The organism is Candidatus Woesearchaeota archaeon (assembly GCA_018303405.1).
GTDB lineage: Archaea > Nanobdellota > Nanobdellia > Woesearchaeales > JABMPP01 > JAGVYD01.
This window is the reverse complement of the sequence record JAGVYD010000009.1, coordinates 1-23,199: the sequence shown is the minus strand read 5'-3', so window position 1 is coordinate 23,199 and position 23,199 is coordinate 1. Positions and strand designations below refer to the sequence as shown.

The 23,199-nt window shown below is 46.6% G+C and carries 20 protein-coding genes; all 20 read right to left on the bottom strand.

What is annotated here, in order from left to right:
• Nucleotides 1-142: 142 nt before the first annotated feature.
• Nucleotides 143-3,025, bottom strand: coding sequence for a hypothetical protein (locus J4227_01685; protein ID MBS3109217.1), 2,883 nt, complete (start codon nt 3,023-3,025; stop codon nt 143-145).
• A 32-nt stretch (nt 3,026-3,057) separates the two neighbouring features.
• On the bottom strand, nt 3,058-3,684 hold the full coding sequence (locus J4227_01680; GenBank protein ID MBS3109216.1) for a hypothetical protein: 627 nt from the start codon (nt 3,682-3,684) through the stop codon (nt 3,058-3,060).
• Complete coding sequence (locus J4227_01675; protein ID MBS3109215.1) at nt 3,677-4,246, bottom strand: hypothetical protein; 570 nt, start codon at nt 4,244-4,246, stop codon at nt 3,677-3,679. Before J4227_01675 ends, J4227_01680 begins: the two co-directional genes overlap by 8 nt.
• 28 nt (nt 4,247-4,274) lie before the next feature.
• The gene (locus tag J4227_01670; protein ID MBS3109214.1) at nt 4,275-5,333 is read right to left on the bottom strand and encodes an N-acetylmuramoyl-L-alanine amidase; all 1,059 of its coding nucleotides are present in this window, start codon (nt 5,331-5,333) and stop codon (nt 4,275-4,277) included.
• A gap of 85 nt (nt 5,334-5,418) precedes the next feature.
• Complete coding sequence (locus J4227_01665; GenBank protein MBS3109213.1) at nt 5,419-7,482, bottom strand: hypothetical protein; 2,064 nt, start codon at nt 7,480-7,482, stop codon at nt 5,419-5,421.
• 17 nt (nt 7,483-7,499) lie between these two features.
• The gene (locus tag J4227_01660) at nt 7,500-7,982 is read right to left on the bottom strand and encodes a hypothetical protein (GenBank protein MBS3109212.1); all 483 of its coding nucleotides are present in this window, start codon (nt 7,980-7,982) and stop codon (nt 7,500-7,502) included.
• Between the two features lie 9 nt (nt 7,983-7,991).
• Nucleotides 7,992-8,234, bottom strand: coding sequence for a hypothetical protein (locus J4227_01655; protein MBS3109211.1), 243 nt, complete (start codon nt 8,232-8,234; stop codon nt 7,992-7,994).
• Nucleotides 8,235-8,290: 56 nt separating this feature from the next.
• On the bottom strand, nt 8,291-8,569 hold the full coding sequence (locus tag J4227_01650; GenBank protein ID MBS3109210.1) for a hypothetical protein: 279 nt from the start codon (nt 8,567-8,569) through the stop codon (nt 8,291-8,293).
• 9 nt (nt 8,570-8,578) lie between these two features.
• Entirely contained in the window at nt 8,579-9,700 is a 1,122-nt protein-coding gene (locus tag J4227_01645; GenBank protein ID MBS3109209.1) for a hypothetical protein, read from the bottom strand.
• A gap of 53 nt (nt 9,701-9,753) precedes the next feature.
• Complete coding sequence (locus J4227_01640; protein ID MBS3109208.1) at nt 9,754-9,909, bottom strand: hypothetical protein; 156 nt, start codon at nt 9,907-9,909, stop codon at nt 9,754-9,756.
• Nucleotides 9,910-9,960: 51 nt separating this feature from the next.
• On the bottom strand, nt 9,961-10,839 hold the full coding sequence (locus J4227_01635; protein ID MBS3109207.1) for a hypothetical protein: 879 nt from the start codon (nt 10,837-10,839) through the stop codon (nt 9,961-9,963).
• Nucleotides 10,840-10,851: 12 nt separating this feature from the next.
• On the bottom strand, nt 10,852-11,676 hold the full coding sequence (locus J4227_01630; protein MBS3109206.1) for a hypothetical protein: 825 nt from the start codon (nt 11,674-11,676) through the stop codon (nt 10,852-10,854).
• Between the two features lie 148 nt (nt 11,677-11,824).
• A complete protein-coding gene (locus tag J4227_01625) occupies nt 11,825-11,980 on the bottom strand; it encodes a hypothetical protein (GenBank protein ID MBS3109205.1) in 156 nt (51 codons plus the stop codon).
• A 255-nt stretch (nt 11,981-12,235) separates the two neighbouring features.
• A complete protein-coding gene (locus tag J4227_01620) occupies nt 12,236-12,514 on the bottom strand; it encodes a hypothetical protein (GenBank protein MBS3109204.1) in 279 nt (92 codons plus the stop codon).
• Between the two features lie 67 nt (nt 12,515-12,581).
• Nucleotides 12,582-12,830, bottom strand: a complete 249-nt coding sequence (locus J4227_01615; GenBank protein ID MBS3109203.1) for a hypothetical protein — start codon at nt 12,828-12,830, stop codon at nt 12,582-12,584.
• Nucleotides 12,831-13,094: 264 nt separating this feature from the next.
• Nucleotides 13,095-13,613, bottom strand: coding sequence for a hypothetical protein (locus tag J4227_01610; protein MBS3109202.1), 519 nt, complete (start codon nt 13,611-13,613; stop codon nt 13,095-13,097).
• A 46-nt stretch (nt 13,614-13,659) separates the two neighbouring features.
• Entirely contained in the window at nt 13,660-14,184 is a 525-nt protein-coding gene (locus J4227_01605) for a hypothetical protein (protein ID MBS3109201.1), read from the bottom strand.
• A gap of 22 nt (nt 14,185-14,206) precedes the next feature.
• A complete protein-coding gene (locus J4227_01600) occupies nt 14,207-15,316 on the bottom strand; it encodes a hypothetical protein (protein ID MBS3109200.1) in 1,110 nt (369 codons plus the stop codon).
• 40 nt (nt 15,317-15,356) lie between these two features.
• Nucleotides 15,357-15,902, bottom strand: a complete 546-nt coding sequence (locus tag J4227_01595; GenBank protein MBS3109199.1) for a hypothetical protein — start codon at nt 15,900-15,902, stop codon at nt 15,357-15,359.
• A gap of 97 nt (nt 15,903-15,999) precedes the next feature.
• On the bottom strand, nt 16,000-23,190 hold the full coding sequence (locus J4227_01590) for a hypothetical protein (GenBank protein MBS3109198.1): 7,191 nt from the start codon (nt 23,188-23,190) through the stop codon (nt 16,000-16,002).
• Between the last annotated feature and the right edge of the window lie 9 nt (nt 23,191-23,199).

Here is a 23,199-nt window from a genome sequence, read left to right as displayed (position 1 = left end):
CTTTGCATGGCATCGCTTCTGGTTGTTTTCAACGACCGATTTTTTTTCTCCCTTTTGGCAACCGAGGGGGGGGGAAAATCGCCATGGATTTACCCATGGCAGAAGCGGCTCAGATAGTTTGCGGCATATATCACGATGAATGCTACGGAATCTCAACGCTGTTGCTTTCAATTTTCAATGCAGGAGTTGCGCTTTTCCATGTTTCATCGACTGCTTCCAGCTTCCAGCTGTGCGTCCCGCTTGAAACACCTTCAACTGTATAAGTTGTGGCTTCCGCATTAACAATATTTGCCACAAAACTGTCGTCGCCATTGTAAAGCCTGTATCCCTGAAGGTCCCAAACCCTGCTTCCATCATTATTTGTATCCGGCTTGTTCCACAATAAAGTCACTGAGCCTCCGCTCGCCTGCGCAAAAAACCCGGGTATTATCACAGGCCGTGCATCATCTATGTCATCAATTTCCGCATTGCCGCCAGAGCCATCAGGGCCTGGCGCGGCCCCAATCATTTTTTCTTCATTGCCAACATAATCAACTGCTGTCACAGCTATGTAATATCTGTTCCTTTCAGCCAGGTTGTCATAAAGGCTTAATCCTCGTATAATGCTGCTCTGTGTTGTCTGAGCATCATCCAGATTCTTTTCCACTTCATCTGCGAGGAAAAGCACTGGGTTAAAATTGCTGATTTCAGAAAACGGCTCAGTTGAATAGTAAATCCTGTACCTCATTATATCCTCTTCGCTGCCCTTGTCCCATGTTATTCGCAGCGCATTCTCTGCACCAGGGGCGTCTTCAGCCAGGATGTTCCTGACTTTCGCAGGCGGGATATTGTCAGGGATGTACACAGCATACCCGACTTTGGCATTCCTATTTTTGACCTCTTCATCATCAGCGTCATAGGCGACCAATTCAGTTTTAGTCCTGACGCAAATCTTTGTCGTCCTGTCCGGGCCGCATTTTCTTGCAAGGTCTGGCCGTGCAGCATCACCTGGCTTCACAAAGGATAAATTATTGCCCATCTTGTAAAGAAGGATAACATCATTTTCCTCACTAAGCTTGCTGTTTTCATCATAAATCCATTCGGTGCCGTATCCTGTTTCGCTCCCGCTAAACACTACCCTGTCAAATCTGTCCGAGCTGAAAATTATCTGTATTTCCAGGTCTTCTGCATTTTGCATTGGCTCCTGCTCATCGCTTAAGGCAAGCAGGCTCACATTTGCATTTTTCATGTTGTATCCTGCCTTTCTGCGCGTCCCGGTTTCCTGGCTTGCATCCTCATCTTCCAGCCTTCCATAATACATGTCAAGATTGCCAAGCCTGTTCTTCATGGAAATGTAGCTCTCCGCTATTATCGGGTCATCCTTATGCGGAAGCTGAACCAGGCATGTGCAATTGTCCTCAATGCTGCTCCTGCAGTCTTCCATGCCTTCAGCAATCTGGCTGACCAAGGTATCCGGGTATTGCCCGCATTCTCCAATATCCCACACAAGGTTTTCACCCCATTTTGAATTCAATCCTGCTACAAAGTCAGCAACACATTTTTCAACCTGCCCAGTGTTGTTGCATGCCGCAATCATCTTCAGGCTTTCCTCCATAATGTTTTTGTAATCCTGGAAGCTGAAGGGGATTTCAACACTGAATGACGGCTTTATTGCATATTTTCCAGAGGCGCCGACTATTGTTGACGAGGAATATTTCTTCTGTTCTATGACAACTGGCCTTTCAGGGTCAGGACTGGCACTGCCAGGGCTACTTGGATACAACTCAAGATATTTTTGCCTGTAGCCAAGCACGCTTTGGGCATAAGCCAAAAGGTCCCGGACTTGCCTCTGCGCCTCAGCAGGCCGTGTCCTGAAGTATGGTATAAGCTCTGCAACAAGCCCTGCATCAATCTTGCTGGCAATCTCTGCCCATGTCAAATCCTTCTTATTGGCCCCGCCAGCTGATGCCTTTTGTATTGCCTTGTCCAGCACGCCTTCTCCTGTGTTGTATGCCGTTATCCCAAGAATCAGCTGTTCCTTGTATCCATCATAATGGTCCAATGCTGATGAGAGCCTGTGTGACATAAGCTTTATTGACGGATCAACCTGGAACCTGTCATCATTTCCAGGATTGCACTCGCAAACCTTGGAGTTGCCTGTCCCAACGCAATTGCATGTCTTGAGCTTCTGGTATAATTCAATGCCTGTCTTGCTGTATCCTTGGCATCCGCCGCCCTTTGGAAGCGAAGAATATGCCCATGCAGTGCAGTAGCATGCCTGTGCAACCCCGAGGCACCCTGTCGGTGATATGGCATCATATACTCCCCTGCTTTCCTGTGCAATCATTGCAGCCATAAGCGAAGTGTCAATCAGGCCAGAAATCCCATCCTCGGCCAAAGCCTGGCTAATTGTGCCGGAATAATCTGAATTAATCCTTTCAAGGGTTTCCTGGGCATTCTTCGGAGGCTGGTAAACTGCGGAATAAGCAGTATAAATTTGTTCTCCACCAAGAGTCCCGGCCTGGAATTGCGGGGTTCCGATTGGCAAAACAACATCCGTTGTCGCTATTCCTGCAAGGACATTTTTGGAAGCGTCAAAGTTATAGTCATAGTTGTCAACAGAGATCATCACATCATCATAAGTCGCGAGGATTTTTTGGAAATCCTTATTGAACATTAAGGGAAATTCAGCTGTGGAGTCAGGCATGCAGTATCCTGTTTTTGAATTCCAAAGGTTGGTTCCGAGGTATTGCCCGCAATTGCTAATCTCACCGAAACCGCCGTTGACTCCAAGGTCATAGAAAGCCTGGTCCACTGCAAGCATCGCAGACAGGTCGGTGTAAAGCAGGGCCCTTTCGCCTCTTTGAATTGCCTTGAAAACCTGCACCTGCCTTTCCCCTATTTCATGCTTTTCAGGAGCATTCTTGGCCTGGATTATTATGAATCCCCAAAGCAGGGCAGCAAATGCTATCAGGACTATCGAAGGGCTGAAAATCAAGCCTTTTTCCCTTCTAAAAAATCCCCGTGCTTGCTTATTTCCTTGCATATTTCCTGAGTCTCCTGGTTTTTATTCACATCCTAGCATTGGTCAGGCGCGCCCGGCACTGTGCTGCAGAGATAGGTCCTGTAAACTTCAAATACAACGTGGAACCTGTTGCCCTCTGTTTTCTCCAGGCCAATTTTCACAGGAACCTTTACTTCTGTCGATGCCCAAATGTCATGCTTGGCATTTCCCTCTCCCCGGACCGCATTGCAATAATGCATTTCCCTGAATTTGTCAACAAGGACAATTTCCCTGTCCTCGCCTATCCTGACCGTGACCTTGGCCCTGCAGGCGTCTTGCGCACTGCTCTCGAAATTATAGCTGTTGACAAAGTCCTCTGACGCCATTTTCACGGCCTTGAAATACCCGCTGTTCTCATCATCAAAATCAACAATTGGGATAACTTCAGTTATGCTCGCGTACTTTCCATTTTCCATCTGGACTGATTTTGCCCTCAGGAAGCTCATGAAGCTTGTCTCCGCATTGATTTTTCCATATTCTGCGCTGATGCTGTACTGTATTCCTGTCCTGGTGAAGAACATCAGTATCAGGAATAAAATTGCCACTATCACAAAGACAATGAACGCCCACATGTCTACAAGCGGCGAGGCCAGAAGGCTCCCTTTTTTCCCTGCCCTTTTTCGATTTGTTGCCTTAAACATTTTGCATCAGTATCATTACCTCAAGCAATCCCTGGCGCGCCTTGCCTTTCTCCATGACTGTCACCAAGACCTTTGTCAGGCTCGCAGTGACTCCTCCTTTGCCTGTCTGGAAACCCGCACCTGCACGGAAAAGCTTGTCCTTCTCCACAAAAAACCCCTTGTTGTAATAGACAACGTAGTCCTTGTCGCCAATCCTTGCCCCGTCTTTTTCCAGAAGCGTTAATTTCGCGCCTATGATCCTATTGTCTTCGCTGTAGAAAATTGCAGGCTCGACATTCTGGGAGAAATATTCCTGGCTGAAATCCTCCAGCCGTATTGTTCCCGGGTAAAGCCTTTCAAGCTGGCTGTCATAATATGAAATGCTGTTTCTTCCATAAATCATCCTTTGTGTAAACAGCTCCATCTCAGCGCCCTGCACATCAATATTGTTTACAATCTGCCCCCTTATTGCAAAATAAATGAAGAAAGTCACTATCAGAAGGAATGGAATCCTGATAAAGGCATGAACGAGCGTTCCAAAAGTTATGTCTCCTTTCTTTTTGCCTCTTGATGTTTTTGCCATGGTATTTTTCATGCTGTAATTCCTCAATTTAATCGATTCCATAGTAAAATTTCAGTGCGTCATAGATCGCCTTTGCGGTTTTTCCAGGAGCCGACAGCAGCTCTGCATCAGGGCTGTTAATGTTTCCAAGCTCCAGCTCAATTGCCACAACGCCTGGCTCTTCCTTCAGGTTAAGCAATGGGTCAATTTTTTCAATCGGCGGGCTTGCTGAGGCAATGTCAGGGACATTTTGCAGGAGCATGTTGCCGATATTGCACCCCATTTTTTCATTGAGCATGTTCCTTATTGCAAAATCCGGGACCCAGACCTTTACAGCAGTCCTGTCATCGCTGTATTCGCCAATGCTGATTTTCACCAGCACGTCATAGCTTGTCCTTGAAAGCAATTCTTTTCTGTCGTCAATTGTCATGGTTTGGTCATCAGCAAGGTCAAAATTCAGGTCCCTTGTGGGAATAATGGTAAAATGCCCTGCCACATCATAATTTTGAAGGGAAAGCGCTATTTTTCTCGCAATCTCAGCCTCCTTGGCGGTGCCATCAGGGCTTGTCTTGCCTGTCTCTGCCCCTCCAAACACCGGGTCCAGCATGATTACAGGCTTTCTGTCAAGCTTTGTCTCAGCCTCGGGGCATTTTGGCAGGACAACGCTCAGGCATTCTTCTTCACCAACAACCACTTCTCCGCCAGAATTGCATACCTTGATTGTCGCTGGCCCGTCAAGCTCCTTGTCAAGAAACGACTTGCTGATTTTATTGTCGGCATACCAGTAATACAGGCTTCCTTTCTTCTTGTCGGCTTTTTCGCTGACAGAAAGAATTTGCGATTTGAAAAAGAAATTATAGTCAGACAGGTTGACGAGGGTCTGCGCATATTCATATTCAAGCCCGCCCGGTGAAGAGTAGGCTGCGCCAACAACCAGGCTCAGGTCCCTGGCCAGGTAATTCTTCTCAAGGGTAGTGTCTTTTTCCAGCGAAGAAAGCCAGGTGAAAACAGCCACCCCGAAGGTTACCACGAATAGCATTTCCCCAAGTACCCAAAGTACCTGCTCATTGGCATCCCCTTTCTTGCCTTTGAGGCTTCTCAGCGCCATGCTTTGGCCCTCTTTTGCATAGCCGGATTCTGTTTATGCACTATATATACTTTTTGTTGCGCGTGCCAAACAATGCTCCAGAAATTCAGTTAAGTGAATTAAAGCAAATTCCCTCATCAATTGTTTTTCTCATAATGTATGAGCTCGAAGAAGGAAGCGTGACGATGTCTGCCTTCAATGGCTGCCCGCTGCAGACACTGCCATGAATTATCCGCTCGTCCACTGCAAAGCCATTGAGGTGCAGGCCAATCCTAATCTCATTAACCCCTTCCAGCTGTTCAAGCATTATGGCATAGCCAGGAGCGTTAATTGCTTCCATGTCATCACTGCAGTCGCCAAAGGCAGCTCCTTGGCACTCATTAAGTTTTGTTATTATCAATTCGAGCCTCTCAGCCATTTTCGGATTTATCTGCCTGTAATTGCACACAGGGAGCTCCTGGCCAAGGCTATCCCTGATCCATGTGCCGCTGCCATCTGAAGCGCCAATAAGCTCAAAGCATGACCTGCCATCCTTAAGGAAAAATGTGGGGAAGCCTGTCAATGAAGTGTCATCGGTATAAACCCCGAAGCTGTGGAACATGTCAACATTGCTCAGGGCCAAAGAACTGTCAATAACGCACGGGCTGTTCGGCAAAACAGACTTGTCAGATTTGATTACATTGTCTTCATCATCCTTAAGCTTTATCTCCCTTTGCCCATCCTCGTTCAGGAGCAGGTTGTATTCCTTGTCCAGGCTTTGCAGAACTTCAAACGCAGACCTTCCCATAATGCACGGGTAATCTGCCGGGGCATCATCGGGAAGCTTGAAATTGGCCGGATAGTAATATCCAATCGCATCCTCGAATGAGTGATAAGTCCTGATGGCCATTTGTTCAGCTTCTTTTCTCAGGGTGCATTGCTCGCTGACGCTCAGGCTGTTGTCGCTTGCCACTATGCTGCCATCAACCCTATGCATGTGGAGGCTATGGTAGCCTTCGAGCTCCAGTTTAGGCTGGTCACCTATAATTATTATCCTGTTTTTTGCTTTGCCCAGCATGGGCACGGTAAGCGGCTCATTCATGATCTCTGTCAAATCATCAGGATTTTCAGGGTTTGCCTGAAGATACAGCCTTGCCCAGCCGTTTTCGATTTTTATGATATAGCCAGGGGGCAGATTGATATTGGCATAGCCGCATTGGCACAGCCTTTCATTATAATGTGGCTCATTCCTGCTCCACCAAATGTCTCCTTCACTGGCCTCGCAGTAATTTTGTGCTTCGATGTATTCCTTGAAGTCCATCCTGGCATTGATTTCGCTGTAACGCCTCGTTGTAGTGTCAGATTCCTTGGCTATGTAAATCTGTGTGTGCTTATCACCGGATGGCGTTGTAGCTGTGAATTTTTCAACATAGACATTCCTGACTCCCCAGCGTGTGCCTTCCCTGGGCCAGCATTCTCCAAAAAGCATAAGGTATTCCGATGCATAAAGATCATTAAACTCGTCGCTTCCCTCATTTGGCAAATCAAGGTAATGGTAAAACTGGTCATCGTCAGGTTTCATCTTTCCCCAATTGTCAAACAAAACGCTGTCTTTCTCTGCTGTCCCTGAAAACTGCTCAACGTCATCAAAGGTCACATAGGCCACAACTGCCTCGTCTGTGAGTGCCTGGATTGAGTCCCAATCCCCTCCCTCACTTCTGACTCCCTTGTCCCATGGTGTCACAATGTTTTTTGAAAACAGGACAAGGCATGCCTTATTGCCGCATGCCGTTGGCTTGAGATATGTCCCTCCTATCAGGTCTACGTTGTCATTGGTATTCCCATAACAAGTTGTTGTAGCCTGCAGGTTGTTATACTCCCTGTCAAAGCCGATTATTGCAAACTGTTCAGGTATTGTAATCGGCTTGCCGAACCTGGCTGCAAATTCATCATCTTCCTCCATGGCTTCATTGACGTACGTGACCAATGCATTGAAATTGCCCCTTGCTTGCTCAATTTTTGGGTCCTTGAGGAAAATGCCCAGCATTTTCCCGCCAAAATCCACAAATGCAAAGAATACAACCACTGCAAGAAATAAGCCTCCCAACTCGAGCAACATCCTTGCTACCTGCGCTTTCTTATTTTTATGCCTCCCAAGCTTCACCGCTTTTAGTATTGGAAAAATTCCCATGTTGCTCAATCTTTTGCCTAGCCAAAAAGACCAACTTTCTCACATTCTATATAGCCGACTGCAGAAGCATACAGTTCCACATAATCCTGCGTGCAGCACTGTATTGCTCCACTGTCAACAGCTTCAAAATCCTTGCACCTTGTAATCTTGCTGGTTTCAGGGTTGCTTTCGCACAAGTCAGGCATATTGTCATTGTCAATGTCAGCAGTATTTCCAAGGCCATCTCCCAGGCATGCGTCAAACCTGTCCACACATAAATCCGCATCAAGGTTTGTAAATTCATCAGCAGCATACTTCTCACAATTTTCTTTCTGGACCTGCAACTGTACCCTCCTGGTCTCTTCCATCTTTCCAGGCTTAAAATAATTCAGGGGGTCGCTGATATCAGTCTTGATGTACCACATTATAATCACAAGTACTACAATGCCTATAATCATTATGCCCAAATATTTTAGAAGCTGCCCTCTTTTTCCTGAAATAAATCTGTGGTTTTTTCCCATTGGCTTGCACTACCCCCCTCCAATTTCCTGGCTGCAGCATATTTTTCCGCTGTCGCATTTCCCGGTGTAAACCCTTGTGGAATCGCAGCTTTCTTCAGTCTGGCATGTGCCGCCCTGCGCCTCACAGCTTGTATTCTGCCTGAAAAAATCATATTTGTCCATCAGGATGAAAATGACCACAAAAATCACAACTATCAGGAGTGCAAAACCAATCAGGGTTTCGATTGTCATTTCCCCTTTTCTGTTTTCCATCTTGTTTCACCGGATTATCCGCATTAATGCCCTAATCACTGTGTTGGGCGATTTCATCATCCCAATGCCTGGCAGCAAACCTGCTTGACCTTGGTCTCCCCTTCTTCAACATCCGGGCAGTCTTTCGTGTATACCCTCAGCATTCCGGACGACGGGCAGTCCTCTGTTGCCTTTATGCATGACCCCTTGCAGTCATCAGGGGTATTCATGTTAAAGAAATTAATTTTTCCCATGAATATGAATATCAGGAATATCAAGACCAGCAATCCAAGCGCAGCCCAGATAAGCACCTCAATCGAAATATCCCCTTTTCTTTCCTTTGAGATCATGCCCATTCTTACCACCTAACATCCCAGGTTATTCTTGTTGCAGTCCGCAATAATATGCTCCTCAATATATTTTTCTGCTTCAATCTTATATATGCTGCTGGAATAATCCTTGACTATTTTGTTGCACATTTCCTTGGCTCTCTCATACTCTTCCTTGTCTGTCTTTATATTATTAGCTAATTCATGCTGCACTTTGCACTGTGTCATCTTTATTGTATCAAGCCTGCCATCTTTCCAATCATCGACAACCCCTGAGCTTTCAAGCCGTGCATACACCTCAGTCTCATATTTGCCATACTCATCAACTGATGTCCTCAAATCATTGATTTTGTTGGCAGGCTCATTCCTGCTCCTCAGGAAATACAGGTTTGCTATCTGGCTTTGCGCATCAAGCGCAAGGATTGTATTGTCACCCGAGACAACCACATTCAGCCAGTTTATTGCATTGTCATAATCCAGTCCCTTGGAGTAATATCCGGCCAAGAGAAAGGCCACAGCTGTTGCTTTTTCATCGCCATAATGTTTTGAATAATACTGCTGCAGGAGGCTGATTCCGGTTTCCGTATAGCCCGGATAAGTCTCAGGGTCTTTCTGCCCAAGCATAAAATTTGCCTTGGCCAGCATCAATTCTTTCTGGTCATCTTTGTCTTCGCTTCCCAGGCTTCCGGTTACAGACGTAAGCATCTGTGTGACGCCCAGCCAGTTTCCGCTGTCAAAATAAGCAGTGGATATCCCAAACCTGGCATGGTCAATGTAGCCTCCTGTTGGATAGCTCGTTATATAAGTGAGATACAGGTCAACTGCCTTTTGCTTGTCAATTGCAGCCACGGCCTCAGCCAATTCAAAGTTCTTTTGCTGGTCAAGGTTGAGGCGCTTAATCCTAAAGCATGCATATGAATCAGCCATGAACTTTCCTGCTTCCTGGCTTTTTCCCTGGTCAAGCATAGTGTCCATGGTATTAATGTAATATTTCTCTGGCTGGGGGCAGTTGGGGTCCAAGTTCCTGGCAGCAATCTCTGCCCAGTCATAATATCCAAACTTGATAAAAGGCACAATCACAATGATAAGGAGTGCCACTACAATCAGCTTGATGACTGTGCTCCATCCAAGCCCTTTTTTTCCAGGGAATTTTGCCATATTTAATGTTCATTTGCCCGCTTTGCCAGGCAATTTGCGCTGATCTTGTTTTCTTATCCAAACTTGAAAAATTTGAAAATATCATTGGTTGCGGGCTGAAACTTGAAATAGACAAATGCAAGCCCTGCCAGGAGCAGCAGCACGGCAAATATTATCCAGAACAACAGGCTTGTACTCTGGCCTTTTCCACAGAATTTTTCCCGTTTCATACATGCCGTCAATGCCGTGTGAGTATAAATTTTTTGTGTTTATGTGCGGGATTATGAAGGCACTTCCTCAGCGGGGCCGGGGACAAACTGCTCAGCAGGCAATTCTGTGCATCCCAACTTGACCAATTCCTCAGGCACATAAGGCATGAGGATAATGCCTGCATCCCAATCCTGGAGCTCACCACAGCCTGCATTATAGCCAATTATCGCGCCTGTGGTGCCTGTTGTGCCAATGACCAGTGAGGCCATCAAAAGGCTGCCCCCCCAGGTAAAAGGAGTGAGTATTGCTGCCACAATCCCTATAGCTCCAAAAGTGAAGCTTGTCATCAGCTTTCCCATGTAGCCTTTTTTTCCATAGGTAAAAATTGTAGCATATTCCAGCTCAGTGTTTATATCATAGCTTTGGTCATGAATCTGGCCGTAGCCTTCAACTTCCCCGCAGCCGCTCTCTGTCTTGTGCCCAAGCAGGAATGTCTGGTATTTGTAGCTGGTGCCTGGCACTGTTGTCTGGGCAAGGTAGTCATTGAAGCTCTTTGCAGATATCTTCATTCTGGCGTCAAAGCTGATTACATGGCAGATGATGCAGTAATTGCCATCGCCTTTGCCGGTGAACAAGGCATATTTTCCCTGGCCAAACTGGTCAAAGCAGTCATACATTGCATTTGCCAATTTGGCTTTAATGTCTGCCTCATCCTTATCCACAATTTCCAGCTTTTGTGTCGGGCATTTAAGCTCACTAATAAACTCCTGGCCCTGGAAATTTGCAGCGGCATACTGCATCACGCTTGTTTTGCATATATCCTTCTGGTTGTCCATTTTTTTCAGGTCCCACACTTTCTGCTGGAACACAAGAAGAACTCCCAGCAATATCAGTACAAGAATAATGACAGTTGTCAATTGCTCGGCAACCTGCCCATTTTTTCCCGGCATTTATTACACCTGCTATTGGTAGAGAACATCACACCCGTGCTCTCTCAGCACGCTGCTCTGCAAAAGCATGACTTTCGAGTCCCCGACAAGGCTTGTTTCACCGATTGCATAGCCATAATATCCTCCAATCACAAAACCGCCGCCACAGCCTATGACCACTCCGAGAGGCCCCAGGAAAGGGGTTAGCAATCCACCGAATTTGCAGCCAGCATACGTGCCTACAGCAGCGCCTCCAGCCCCTGTCATGCTCTGGACAATTGTGCCAGGCTTGTCAATGGTGTACAAGATTGCGTAATCCTTGCTTGTGTCAATGCTGTCAATGAATTGCAGCTTCATTTCCTGCGTAATCTCCCAAGTATGGTTGCTGTTAGTAAGGTAGTTGATATACCTGGTGCCGCCGTCAGGGACATTATATTGCGCCAGGAAGTTAAGAAAATTGTCCAGCTTTGCGTATTTCCTGCTAAACGAGTCATCAAATTTTACATCATAGCACACAGCGCAGAATTTATTTTTTGAGTCAAAAAAGCTCTCGTCAAAAGGCGATAATTTGCCCCTGCCCCATTGGTACCAGCATAGCCGCATGGCCTCGGCAATATGGTCCTTGGCCCCAAATTCCTTGTCTTCGTACGCGCTTGTCATCTTTGTGTCAATTAACAATTTTCTTTTTGGACATTCAATTGCAGCAATTTCAGAAGACGGGATTTCAAGGCCAATGAATTTCTTGGCCAGTATTTCTGCCCTAAGCTCAGAGTTCCTGAAAACGCTGAACCTGCATGCCTCAACCTCCTTGCTTTCCTTTGCTTTCAGGTTAAAATTGGCAATATAGATTGACCACACTAATATAAACACAGTTGTCAGAATTACATAAGGCATAACTGCAATATTCCCCTTTTTTTTCTTTGTCCGGACAAAAATATTCATTTTTCCTTTGTCTCGTGCACACATCAATCTTGCATCTGGGCACAATCATATGGGCAAGTTCTGATTAGTCCAATATCCCTATTATCTTGGCTATTATGAAAAATCCCAGCACAAGCACTGTCCCGACAATGATCAGGCCAGCTGGCGACCAAAGCCCTGAACTGTCCTCGTCGCCTTTCCGCGATTTCAGGATTTTGTTTGCCAAAATCATTAACTTCATGCCTGAATTCAAGCCCAAAGCGTATATAAAAGTTGCGGTCATAATTGCTTAATGCGATCTTATCACACCAGCCAAAATTAATTGGCCTATAGCAACATGATTCGCGGTCGTTGTACCAGCGGCTTAATCTTTCTCCGCTCTCGGTTTTGCGATGGGGGAAAAGAGAAAATTAACCCTCTCATTATCACAGTTGAATGAGGGCCGAATTAAGCCCTATGCCTTCCGCATACTGCCAATTCAATGGTTCAAAGAACTCTAACTGCCCGGCCTGCAGCAGATTTCAGTGCCAGTTGCGCAGTCTATCCAGTCCGCTCGTGAACTGTCCTGCGTCAATGGGAATGGGCAGTCACCTTTGACGCACCTGCCCCCCCCGACACCGCAAATAGACCTCTGAGCAGCCGTTGTCTCAGTGTCATAAGTCTTGCCAAAAAGGCTTATTCTCCCGGTAAAAATTGCAATTAGAACTATGAGCACAAGCAGGGCTATTGCTGCCACAATGATTGTTGTAATTGATATATCCCCTTTTTTATTCATTTTAACAACCAACTATAAAAACTATAATAATAAAACAAAGAAAATTAAAAAAATGCCTGTCAAGCCTTTATGTTGGCTTAACACAGCATTGCTGCCCTGTTGGGCACTCATAGATGTCAATTGGTGTGGGATATTCCCCTCCGCAGGCTTCCATGCATGTACCGGCTCCGCCTGTTGCAGATGAGCATTCCTTGCTCTTTGTGCTCCAAATGCCCATCCTTCCCATGAATATCACTGAAAGTATCACGAGAACAAGCAGGGCAATCGCTGCAATGATTATAACATTAAGAGAAATTCCCTGTCCTTTTTTATTCATAAACCTCACCTCTTTCAAGGCTTTCATTGTATGGGGATTTAGTTACAAGTAGTATTTAAATTTATCGTTGGCTTCTGCTCAGTTGAAAATCTCAGCTTCGCTTCGGCCAGCATCGGCTCTGGTGTAAATTGCTTTAGTGCAGGAGTTGACATCCCCGTAAGGGACATCCCCCTGTCAACTTGGCCAATCTGCTTAATAACCATCGCATATTGATGCTGGCTATATTTTCAACTGAGCCATTGGCTTCATATCTGAACAATCCCATCAGCTGCACACATCCAGCTGCACCAGCATAGTTCCTGTGCCTGTCTGGAAGAAAAACTGTCCATGCCTTTTTTCCCCTGCGCATTTTCCATATGCGCGGCCATAGACCGGGAAAACACTGCTCCCGCTCAGGGTAGTCACATTGAAAACATAATTCTTTTCCCAATACTCAAGCGTTGATGAAAGCATATAATCCATGGTATGCCTAGCATAGCTGCATGACCTGTTTTCTACCCCTCCTGCCGTATTGCACACAATGTCACCGTCGCTTGAATAGAAATCTGCGCAGTCTATGATAATATCCAGCAGTTTCAGGTTTGAACAGTCTGCAGCAGTTGTCTCGAGCATTGCGCTTATTGTATTTGAGGCCAATTCACTTTGCGTATAAACCTTCTTGGCTGATTCCGGCTCGTTTAGGATGTTGAACTTGACAATGAAGAATATGCCGAGGGCCAGGAAAACAACTATCACCGCAATCCCCAATATCTCCATTTGGGCCTTTTTATTTTTTAGTGCCATTTGCATTTTCCTCAGTTAGCATTATTCTCACCATTGGCTGTTCTCATCATTTGCTGAAAACCTCCACTTCTAGGTAGCCGAATGCATAAAATGGCGGCCTCCCGGCAACAGGGTCACCGGTTGCATTGTAAAGCGAAACAGGAATCTGCGTGGCGGCGCTTTTTGTCCACTCCCCTCCAGGCGGCTCCAGGTCATATATCACCATCTCCCCTGCATCAGGGTATATCTGCCTGACTGTTAGCTTGCTCATGAGAAACATGGGGTAATAGTATTGCTCGACAGGATTGGTTCCTGCATTGTCGGGGTCAACCCAATGCCTCAGGCTTTCAAGCTTCATAAGGTCAAAGCAGTTGTTTATCACAATATTCTCTTTTGTGCACTGCACTTCAGGCAGGAATGAAAACACCTGGGCAACTTCAACTGCCTTCAGGTCCTGGCTGCTGGAAATGGCAACACCGATGTTTCTTCTTTCTATTTGCGAATAGAATACAATCCCGAATACCAAAAGCACAAAGAACACAATCATGATTGCTATGCTTTCACTCATCCTTATTTGCGCTTTTTTTCCCATTGCTTCCCCATTCATTTTCCCATCAATAAATCAGCGGGCAGCTTTTTTGCAGCAATTCCCTGTTCATGGTGGCCAGGTTGCCGGCTTCCTTGTAGGCTTTGTTGTAAAGTTGTTCAAGGTCAGGCTGGGGCATCTTGTTCATTTCAGTTTTCATGCCATCAATTTTTGACACTGCGAGTGTATAATGGCTCGGAATTGCGCAATGCCCTTCATAAGGCGCAGCAACGCCAAACTGGTATAATCCATCAAGCGATTCTGATTTTTTTCTGTAAATGTCCGAAGCCATGTTGAATTTTGACTTTACCCTCTCAAAAACGCACCCAAAGGTTTCATGGTTGTCAGTCACAATGGCGCCGAGCATGGTCTCTTTTTTTACATATCTGTATTCCTTGTCAAGCACAAAGCCTGAGCCGTCCCAGGAGTAGAATTCCAGAATGCCCCACCCATTTAATGGATTTCCGCTCGGGGATTCCATCACAACCACATGCAACGCTGTTACATCTTCCTTCTTCATATCCACAATCCATCCTGGAACGAATCCCCCATAGGCAGACGGCCTTTGTCCTCCAGATCCGCCTTCTTCAACCGAAATAAGCCTCACTTTGTAATTATTCAGGTCATCCATGCCGCCCAAGTCTGCAATATTAGTGCCGCTGAAATATGTGACACTTATGTTATCGGGCAATAGCCTCCTCACATCATTAACATATGCTGAGTCCGGGGTAATAACATACCTTACATCGGGCGTCAGGATATACTGGAAATTGGAGATCCTGTATGGAACACTCCAGTCCAAAGACTGCAATACGAGGGTATTGTCGCTGGACTTAATCATGCTCGGTGAGAAGCTTTCACCGAGCTGGAAGGGATTTGTGCCTCCAACAGAATAGCCGTTGCATCCAAATGTTATTTCAGTCTTTGGGATAGAAATAACAAACTGCGTTCCAACGCTTTGCTTGGCGCTCACCAGGATGGTATTCAGCTTTCCCCTGATATCCACATCCCTTTTTTGGTTGGAAATTGTTCCCTGTTTTTGCACAAGCCCAACAAATAGGGTTAAAATGAGTGCTCCTGCTACAAGAATGAATATCCAGTTGAACTGTACCTCTATAACCCCTTTTTTTGATTCCATTGTCCGAGATTAAGGATTAATCAGGTATCCTTTGATTGCCTTAGGGAGCATCTGAAATAAGGACAAACCTGCCTTTTGCTTCCAGCCTTAGCCTAACCTTGCCGCCCACGCTTCTCCAGCACTTGAATCCCTGGTGGGCGCCATTGTCCACACTTATTGGCCCAATATAATGGGGGTCAAAAATTCCGCTGCCCAAAAGAAACATGTTGTTTTCAACACTGCTGTACACACTGTCCTCAATTGTCTGATACCCATTCCAGGCAGGGTCTCCTGCTGGCGGCGGCGGATTCACAGTGTCGCTCGGAAGGCTGGTAAAGCAAATTTCAATAATTTCACCGGGCATTGATAGCGACTTTATCTCAACAGTCCCGAATTCATACCCCAATGACTCAACTGCATTCGTAATGTCAGTCTTGAATTGGAGCGTTGAAACAGTCTTTGTCTGCTCCCTCATCTTGCCTATAGCATCATAGCCATAAAGGAGAATAAGCGACGTTACAATCATTGCCAGGATGTAGATAAATATCTGGCTGTTCAGCATTTGCGCTTTTGTCGCTGCACTTCCTGCCATCTTTTTGTTTCCCATTTTTCAGCCCTGCCATGCCATTATGATTTCCAAGTTAATGCATAATTTCAGCAAATATACTTTCAATAAGCACAATCTCAATAATTGTATCAGCCCATCACTTTTGATCCTTGCCCTCAGCAGTTTTTCTCAGTTCCTCAAAAATATCCTCATCTGTTCTTTCTTTCTTGCCCTTCTTATTTTTCTCTGCCTGTTCTTCGGCTTCGGGCTTTTCTGGTGCTTCACTTACAGGCTTTTTGCCTTCACTTTTTTCCGGAGCTGCCTGTGTTTTTGGCTTCTCCTGCGCCTCTTGAGGCAGCTTTGTTTCCTTTCCTATTCTGGTTTCGCCTTTTTTTGGTTCCGCTGTGGACAACCCTGCAAAGTCTGCGAGCTGGTCAAATATGTCCTTGCCTTTCTCTGTAATCTTCGCAACAATCTTTCCAGGCGTAAGTTCCCTTAGGTCAAGCCATTCCTGCTGCTGGTCAATTCCCTGGTCCCATTTTGGCGCCTCTCCTTCTTTGGCCTTGCCTTTTTCTGTTGGCCCAGCTTCCACTCCCTGCTTGCCCGCATCGACTGGCCGGATTTCCCCTGGCCGCGCCTGCGTCTTTGTTGCCTGCCCTTCAGCGAATGCCTGGAAAACTCCTTTTCTTTTTTGCAGGCGCTCCTGGGCTCTTCTTTGCATCAGGGCTTTCATCTGCGGTGTCAATGGCCTTTGCCCCGGCAGCATTCCCGGCCGTGCCATGCCAGGTTTCAGGATTCCAGGCCCCATGCCCTGCCTTCCTGCTCCAGGCAGCATGCCAGGCCTTTGCCCCTGCAGCATTCCCGGCCTTATTGGCGCCTTCTTTTCCTGGAAGTAAGTTGTATAAACATAATAGCCTCCTCCGCCCAGGAGTATGACCAGCAGCAGCAACAGCAGGTATGTCATGATGCTCCATCCCTTAACCGGCTCTGGCGGCGGGACTTCAGTTCCTGCTCCTCCCTGGTTCTCCTGCCTTTCCTGTTCCAGGAGCAGATCATAGTCTTCCTTGTATGTTCTGCCTGTTTCCTGATTTATCTCATCAGCGTCATCCAGGTTCGGGTTTGAGCCCATTTGTATTTCTATCAGGTCAGGTATCCCGTCACCATCTGTGTCCACATCCTCGGGAGGCACTTCACTGCCTGGCTCATCAGGCTCAGGCCCGCAAGTCCTTGTTTCTCCGCAATAGTCTGATTCACAGTCATCATCACTCCTGCACGATTCTCCTTCCTCGCATTTATCGCAGCTTCCTCCGCAGTCAATTCCAGACTCATCGCCATTCTTGATGCCATCGGTGCAGCTTTCCACAGCGCAAATTCTCAGCTTGGGGTTGCAATAATTGTTGCTGCAGTCGCTGCTGATGCTGCATGCCTGGCCGAGGCTGCATTTCTTCTGGCATGAGCCGCCGCAGTCAATTGCTGTTTCGCCGTTGTTGGTGTCCAATACTCCATTTTCGCAGAGTGATTTTGCACATTTGCCTTCGCTGATATCGCAGTAGCCTGAAGCACAGTCACCATTGCTGTTGCATTCGCTGTCCAATGGGCACTTTCGGGAGCATGGCCCTGCACAGTCTATTCCTTTTTCTCCCTGGTTCATTATGCCGTCGGTGCAGGTAGGTGCAATGTATGGCTGGTATGAGGTGTCAACAACAATGCCGTCGCTCAATGCAACAGTGCTCAGGCCGGCCTTATTTGTCGCATTGACCCTGAACTTGTAAGTCCCATTGGTTAGCTCAAGGTTGTCAACCTCAATCCAGGTGTCATCATCTGTTGTCTTAATCCATGCAATAATCATGCTGTTTGATCTGTTTTCAATTGTATACTGGTAATAATCAATTCCCGATTCCTCGTCCTCCGCGAGGAATTTGACCCTCAGCTCATCGTCAAGATTTGTTTTGCCAGGGTCACCGGCAGCTGCGCTGTCATTCACATACTTGAAAACAGGCGGTGTCTTGTCGCTCACAAAGGAAATTTCAGCGTGCGCAAGCTCAGACAGTGTCGAGCAATTTACCTGGAAGGACATGGTTCCGCTTTGCGAATTTGCGTACACAACTGAGTGGCTTGTCCTGCCAAAGCTCTTTGGCGAGACCAGGCCGCCTGCATGGGTGTAGAATGCGCAATCAGCGGCTTTGTTGGTTCTGGCAGTCAATGTAACAGAGCCTGTTGAGAAAAATCCTTCTGGCCCGGTTTCAATTATTGTAAATGGTATTGATGTGTCCACTGCAACTGCCAGCGGTTTTGTCATGCTGTCCAAAGCCGGCCATGTCTGGTCTTGGCATGAAACAAAATAGTCATAGTCCCCTTCATCCGGGAAGGTAATGTTGACCTTGTTTGTCAATGAATATTTGTTGAAGCTGCCGAAGTTATGCCTCATCTGGCTGAAATCCTGCAGGTCCTCATCATACCTGCATTTTGTTGGCTCATCTGTAATTGCAGTCACTTCGGTCATCAGCGTGCAGCCGCTCCAGCCGGTTGCAGTGCATTCGCTTACAGGGTTTGGCGTAGCATACAATTCAGTAATTGTAGGGGGCACGCTGTCCTGCGTGAACGCAAACCTGTATTCCCCATTGCTGCCTCTTATCCCGCTTGTTGTATTGCAGATTACAAAGAAATTATCCCCGTTGAATCCTGAAGTGCCGAGGCTGAAATTGTACAGCTTATGCTGGTTGAAATTAGTATAGTCAAACATTTCCTGGGATGCAAAGGGCCTGCTGGTTATGAAGCCATACCTGCATGAAGCATTCTGCGAGGTCCTGAATGTTATGTTGAATATGCTTGTCTGGCTCCTGCCATTTGGCGGCTCCTGCAGCTCAACATTGAAGCTGAAGTTGACTGCCATTATGCTTTCAGTTTTTCCTGGATTTCCAATCTCATCCCTTGCCCACATGTTAAATCTATACTGCCCTTCATTGAGGTCATTGTTTGGCCTGAACACAAAGAATGTGTTCCCTGAATTCTCAACCAATGACAGTCCAATTGGCGCTCCGGGCGGATAAGGGGCAAAGCTGGCATTGCTGTAATTCGCTAATTCCCCAAATGAAACCTTTATGGCTGGCCTCGGATTGCTTGTTGTCATCGGCTTGTCAGTTCCCGGCTCCAGAGCCTGCATGTCATCAACTTCAACAGTGCCTATTGGCCCGACAGTGTCGAGCATGACTGTGTAAGTGCCAATTCGCGGGAGCCTTCCCAGCTCACTGCTTGCCATTATCGTGAATGTGTTAACTCCTTCCCGTAATGTGCTGGGCACTTTGAATGACATTGTGCCGGTATTTGAATAATTCAGAATGTCAATTGCTGTGCCACCGTTCAGGGTGAGATTCGCTGAGTAAATCCTTGATGAGCCGGTAATTGTTCCTGCAACATTTACATTCGGCGTATTAATTGTAACGCTCGCGCCTGTTTTCGGGCTTGTCAGCTGGATAATCGGGCCGCTCAGGTCAACACTGAACGGATAGCTATAAGTTGTTGTCCTGCCTAAAACATCAGTTGCAGTTATTTCAACAGTGTAATTCTCTTCTGGCAATGGATCGTAAGCCGAGGACAACACCAGCCCTATTGTGCCATCGTCGCCTATCAAAACCGTGCCAGCATCTGCAATGATTCCATGGCTATTGTGCAATTTAATGCTTGACAGGTCGTGGTTCAAATCAATTCCCCAATCCGTGTATGCCCACGCCATAATCTCACGGACAGTGAGGCCGTTCACACTTTCCTCATCTGGGTACCCGGGCCAGATGACCGGCGCCCTTGTGGTATAAACAACAGTGGTGCTTGCAGAATTCCTGTTTCCTGCCCGGTCTGTCACTTCGGCCATGATTGTGTTCCAGCCGTCCCACGGCAGCCCAACCAAAAGCGTGAATTCTGTGCCATTCACATCTGCCCATCCAACAGCAATGCCATTCACAAATATCCTGACGCTTGAGTTCACTTCCACTATGCCTTTCACTTCAACTGCATTCTGGTCAGTTGGCATATCAGGAGTCGGATTTGCAAATATTGGTGCGGGAGTCTGCGTGTCAACAGTAAACCTCGCCTGTGAGCTGGCAGTCTTTGCTGAATTTGAAGCATCAGTGCACGTGATTGTGTATTCATAATCGCCGTCGTCCAGGTTGCTGAGGAATGCAGTATGGTTGAATGCCTCCAGTTTCAATGGGCCTCCAACATACCTGCTTTGCATGGAAACCCTTTCAAACAGGCTCTTTATCCCGTCGCAGCTTGCATTGATGTTCGTGGAAGCATATAGCGTTGCATTTTTCTTGTTAATCAAGCCAGCCGGCCCCTGCGACATTATTAGCAGCGGCCAGTCAAAGTTAATTTCAATGTCCGATTTCATTACATTGGAAGTTATCCTGCCTGAAATGTCCTTGCAGACAACATAGAATCCAAAGGTTCCATTCAGGGTTGAGCCGAAGTCATCTTCGGCAATCATGCTCCTGACATTTACCGAGGTATAGCCAAGCGTGTCAAACTGCTTTCCGACGCTGTACGCATATTCCTTTCTCACAGGATTGTCAATTGGCTGTATGCCTGATGTCAGATTGGAAACATATCTGCACCTGACTGCCTCATGAGCAATTGCAGTCATTGTTGTCAATGGCTCTGTGAACTGCATAACAGGATTTGGAGCCACTGCCACGCTGTTTATCTTGGGGTCAGAAATGTCAACATGCAGCCTCATCAGCTTGGTATTCACATTGTTGAAGGTATCGGCGCAAGTCATGTCAAAGGTGCTGATTCCAGCTGGCAATACATATGGGTATTCAAACTTGTGCTCAGTTCCTCCCGGCGCAAATTCTGCAATGCTCGATGCCCCGGTCACTCTCAGCTTAATTGCGCAATTTGCATTTTCATCAGTCTTCAGCTGGATTGGTATGTTCCTGTCCAGGCTTGTGTACGCGTCATAGCTTCCTTCAGGGTAAACAGATGGCTGTACAATCTGGATAACTGGCCCTGTTCGGTCGCTTGTCACATTGAAGGCAAACATTCCGGTCTGGCCCTGTTTGGTTGCTGTTATGAGCATTTCATTGGCGCCATCGATTACTGCAATGTTCATGAAGCTGAACAAGCCATCCTCTGTCAGGGTCTTGCTCGCTTTCTGCCCTCCATTTACAAACAGCTTGACAATTGTCCCGGCAGTATTGTTGGATTTCGCGCTTCCGGTCACATTGACCATGCTTGAGCCTGTAACATATGGCAATGGGGCCGGTGATGTTACAATTATCACCGGAGCGGATGTATCCTTGACAATAACCATTTCTGCAGAATTCACATTGCCTGACCTGTCAGTCACTGTCGCCCTAATCCTGTTCGGGCCTTCAACAAGGCTGACAGATGTGCGATAGGCGCTATTGGACGATAAATCTGCCTCAACAGACTGGCCAGTCATGAGGTTTTTCACAATCACAGCATTGGGCAGCAGTGGATAATTATCCCTGTAGGCTCCATAAATTTCAATTGTATCAACATTCACAACTGATTCCCTGTTCAGTATGCTGATTGTTGGCAATGCCATGTCCTGTATTGCCTGTCTCAGCACGCTTGCTTCAATATTTGTGCTGTCTTTTGCATAGATAACTACATTATTCTGTCCCGCAGCCAAAGCCAGGGAATAATCAAATGGCGAAGTGATTGGTGTCGCAGCACCATTGTGTAGCACAGCACTTTCAAGGATTGTCTTGCCTATGGAGGCATCCACCCTTCCTGCAATCCTGATGTTGCTGGCATTTGTGTAGGTCAGTGCTTCCGCTGGCATGTCTATAATTATGTTTGGCCCGGTTGAGTCAATGCTGAAAGCTGAGGCAAACTCTGTTCCGGCATTTCCAGCTTTGTCATAAGCAACAACACTGATAATATAACTGCCGTCAGCAAGCAGCGCTGATGGTGCAAAAGACACCCTCGAATTTCCGTCGTTGCTGAGTGTCCCTTCTATTTCCACTGCGTCTTTTGTCAGGATTATTTTGCTTTTGGTGAAATCCAGGCCGCTTCCCCCTGTCTCATCTGACAAGTAAGCGCGTATGGCACTGGCATCTTTTCGGACTTCACCTGCAGCAGGTTCAACAGCATCAACAATCGGCACGTGTGTATCAAGCCTTGCTGTTTTTTCTGCATAAGCCTTGTTGCCAGCAGCGTCAAACGCAGCAATGGCCACTTTATGGATTCCATCAGTTGGCAGAGTGACTGTATCTGCAAATTCATTGTCAATTATTCTTAATTCCTTGACGAAATCACCATCAACATACAGCTTGATAATCATGCCGTCGGTTGTCCCGGCAATTGGAATTTCAGCAATCCTGGACAGGGTTGGGATTGTGAATGCCAGGCCAGGAGGTGTTGAATCCTGCTCAATATTGAATGTGTCCTGGTATGTTCGTCCTGCTTTGTCTGTAATCCTGACAGCAATGGCATTCAGCGTGTTTTTGGGCAAGGCAATGCTGTCAAAGCTGAAAGTTCCCTGGTCATCAGCGTCAACGCCATAAGTAATCTTTCTATATTGCGACGCTGGCGACACCAGCTCAATTTTGTCAACATATCTGTCAGCATACCTGCCATTGACTGTTATCGATGTGGCATTTGTGAGCAGGATCCTGTCAAGTTCCACAACAGGCAAGTCCATATCAACATAGAACCTTGTTGCATAAGGCGCAAAATTGCCTGCCGTGTCGGTCACTCCTACCATCAATGTGCTTTCTCCCTCAAGGGTTAAGCCATCATTTTTGAATTTAAATGACTGCGATCCTGTATTTTCAATCATGGGCAATGAAGTCACAGTGTCATTGTTCTCTATCCTTACATCTATCTGCTCTATTTTCTTGTTGAATGCAACAGACACAATCGGGCTGGGCTCCATTATAAATGACTGGTCTGCCGGATAAACAGATGTCATGATTGGTGCATTGGGATCATAGAAGAATTTCCATGCAACGCTGCCCAAATTACCCGCGTTGTCCTTCATCAATGCACTTAAGTCATAGCTTGCGGCTTTCCCATCAGGCGAAGCCAGCAATCCCATGGAATAATAGAACGACAGGTTTCCATAAGTCGCATCCCCCTCGAACTTGACACCTTCATTAGAGCTGAATGTTGCTCCCCTTATTGAGAATGAGCCGCTTGAGCTATTCAGTCCGGTTCCATAGTCCGAGGCAAAAGCCTTGATTGTTGGCTTTGGATTATTAATGCTTGTCGCAGCAACTGGATATATTCCTGCCATGCCAGGCTTCACATTATCATGCACAACCATTATGCTGTCGGAGACAGCATAATTCCCGACATCGTCGTAGGCATATGCCCTTATCACATTGGCATT

What these genes read in the sequence shown, in the direction of transcription:
- J4227_01685 (MBS3109217.1), bottom strand. Translation starts at nt 3,025, where the DNA reads ATGCAAGGAAATAAGCAAGCACGGGGATTTTTTAGAAGGGAAAAAGGC.
- J4227_01680 (MBS3109216.1), bottom strand. Translation starts at nt 3,684, where the DNA reads ATGTTTAAGGCAACAAATCGAAAAAGGGCAGGGAAAAAAGGGAGCCTT.
- J4227_01675 (MBS3109215.1), bottom strand. Translation starts at nt 4,246, where the DNA reads ATGGCAAAAACATCAAGAGGCAAAAAGAAAGGAGACATAACTTTTGGA.
- J4227_01670 (MBS3109214.1), bottom strand. Translation starts at nt 5,333, where the DNA reads ATGGCGCTGAGAAGCCTCAAAGGCAAGAAAGGGGATGCCAATGAGCAG.
- J4227_01665 (MBS3109213.1), bottom strand. Translation starts at nt 7,482, where the DNA reads ATGGGAATTTTTCCAATACTAAAAGCGGTGAAGCTTGGGAGGCATAAA.
- J4227_01660 (MBS3109212.1), bottom strand. Translation starts at nt 7,982, where the DNA reads ATGGGAAAAAACCACAGATTTATTTCAGGAAAAAGAGGGCAGCTTCTA.
- J4227_01655 (MBS3109211.1), bottom strand. Translation starts at nt 8,234, where the DNA reads ATGGAAAACAGAAAAGGGGAAATGACAATCGAAACCCTGATTGGTTTT.
- J4227_01650 (MBS3109210.1), bottom strand. Translation starts at nt 8,569, where the DNA reads ATGGGCATGATCTCAAAGGAAAGAAAAGGGGATATTTCGATTGAGGTG.
- J4227_01645 (MBS3109209.1), bottom strand. Translation starts at nt 9,700, where the DNA reads ATGGCAAAATTCCCTGGAAAAAAAGGGCTTGGATGGAGCACAGTCATC.
- J4227_01640 (MBS3109208.1), bottom strand. Translation starts at nt 9,909, where the DNA reads ATGAAACGGGAAAAATTCTGTGGAAAAGGCCAGAGTACAAGCCTGTTG.
- J4227_01635 (MBS3109207.1), bottom strand. Translation starts at nt 10,839, where the DNA reads ATGCCGGGAAAAAATGGGCAGGTTGCCGAGCAATTGACAACTGTCATT.
- J4227_01625 (MBS3109205.1), bottom strand. Translation starts at nt 11,980, where the DNA reads ATGAAGTTAATGATTTTGGCAAACAAAATCCTGAAATCGCGGAAAGGC.
- J4227_01620 (MBS3109204.1), bottom strand. Translation starts at nt 12,514, where the DNA reads ATGAATAAAAAAGGGGATATATCAATTACAACAATCATTGTGGCAGCA.
- J4227_01615 (MBS3109203.1), bottom strand. Translation starts at nt 12,830, where the DNA reads ATGAATAAAAAAGGACAGGGAATTTCTCTTAATGTTATAATCATTGCA.
- J4227_01610 (MBS3109202.1), bottom strand. Translation starts at nt 13,613, where the DNA reads ATGGCACTAAAAAATAAAAAGGCCCAAATGGAGATATTGGGGATTGCG.
- J4227_01605 (MBS3109201.1), bottom strand. Translation starts at nt 14,184, where the DNA reads ATGGGAAAAAAAGCGCAAATAAGGATGAGTGAAAGCATAGCAATCATG.
- J4227_01600 (MBS3109200.1), bottom strand. Translation starts at nt 15,316, where the DNA reads ATGGAATCAAAAAAAGGGGTTATAGAGGTACAGTTCAACTGGATATTC.
- J4227_01595 (MBS3109199.1), bottom strand. Translation starts at nt 15,902, where the DNA reads ATGGGAAACAAAAAGATGGCAGGAAGTGCAGCGACAAAAGCGCAAATG.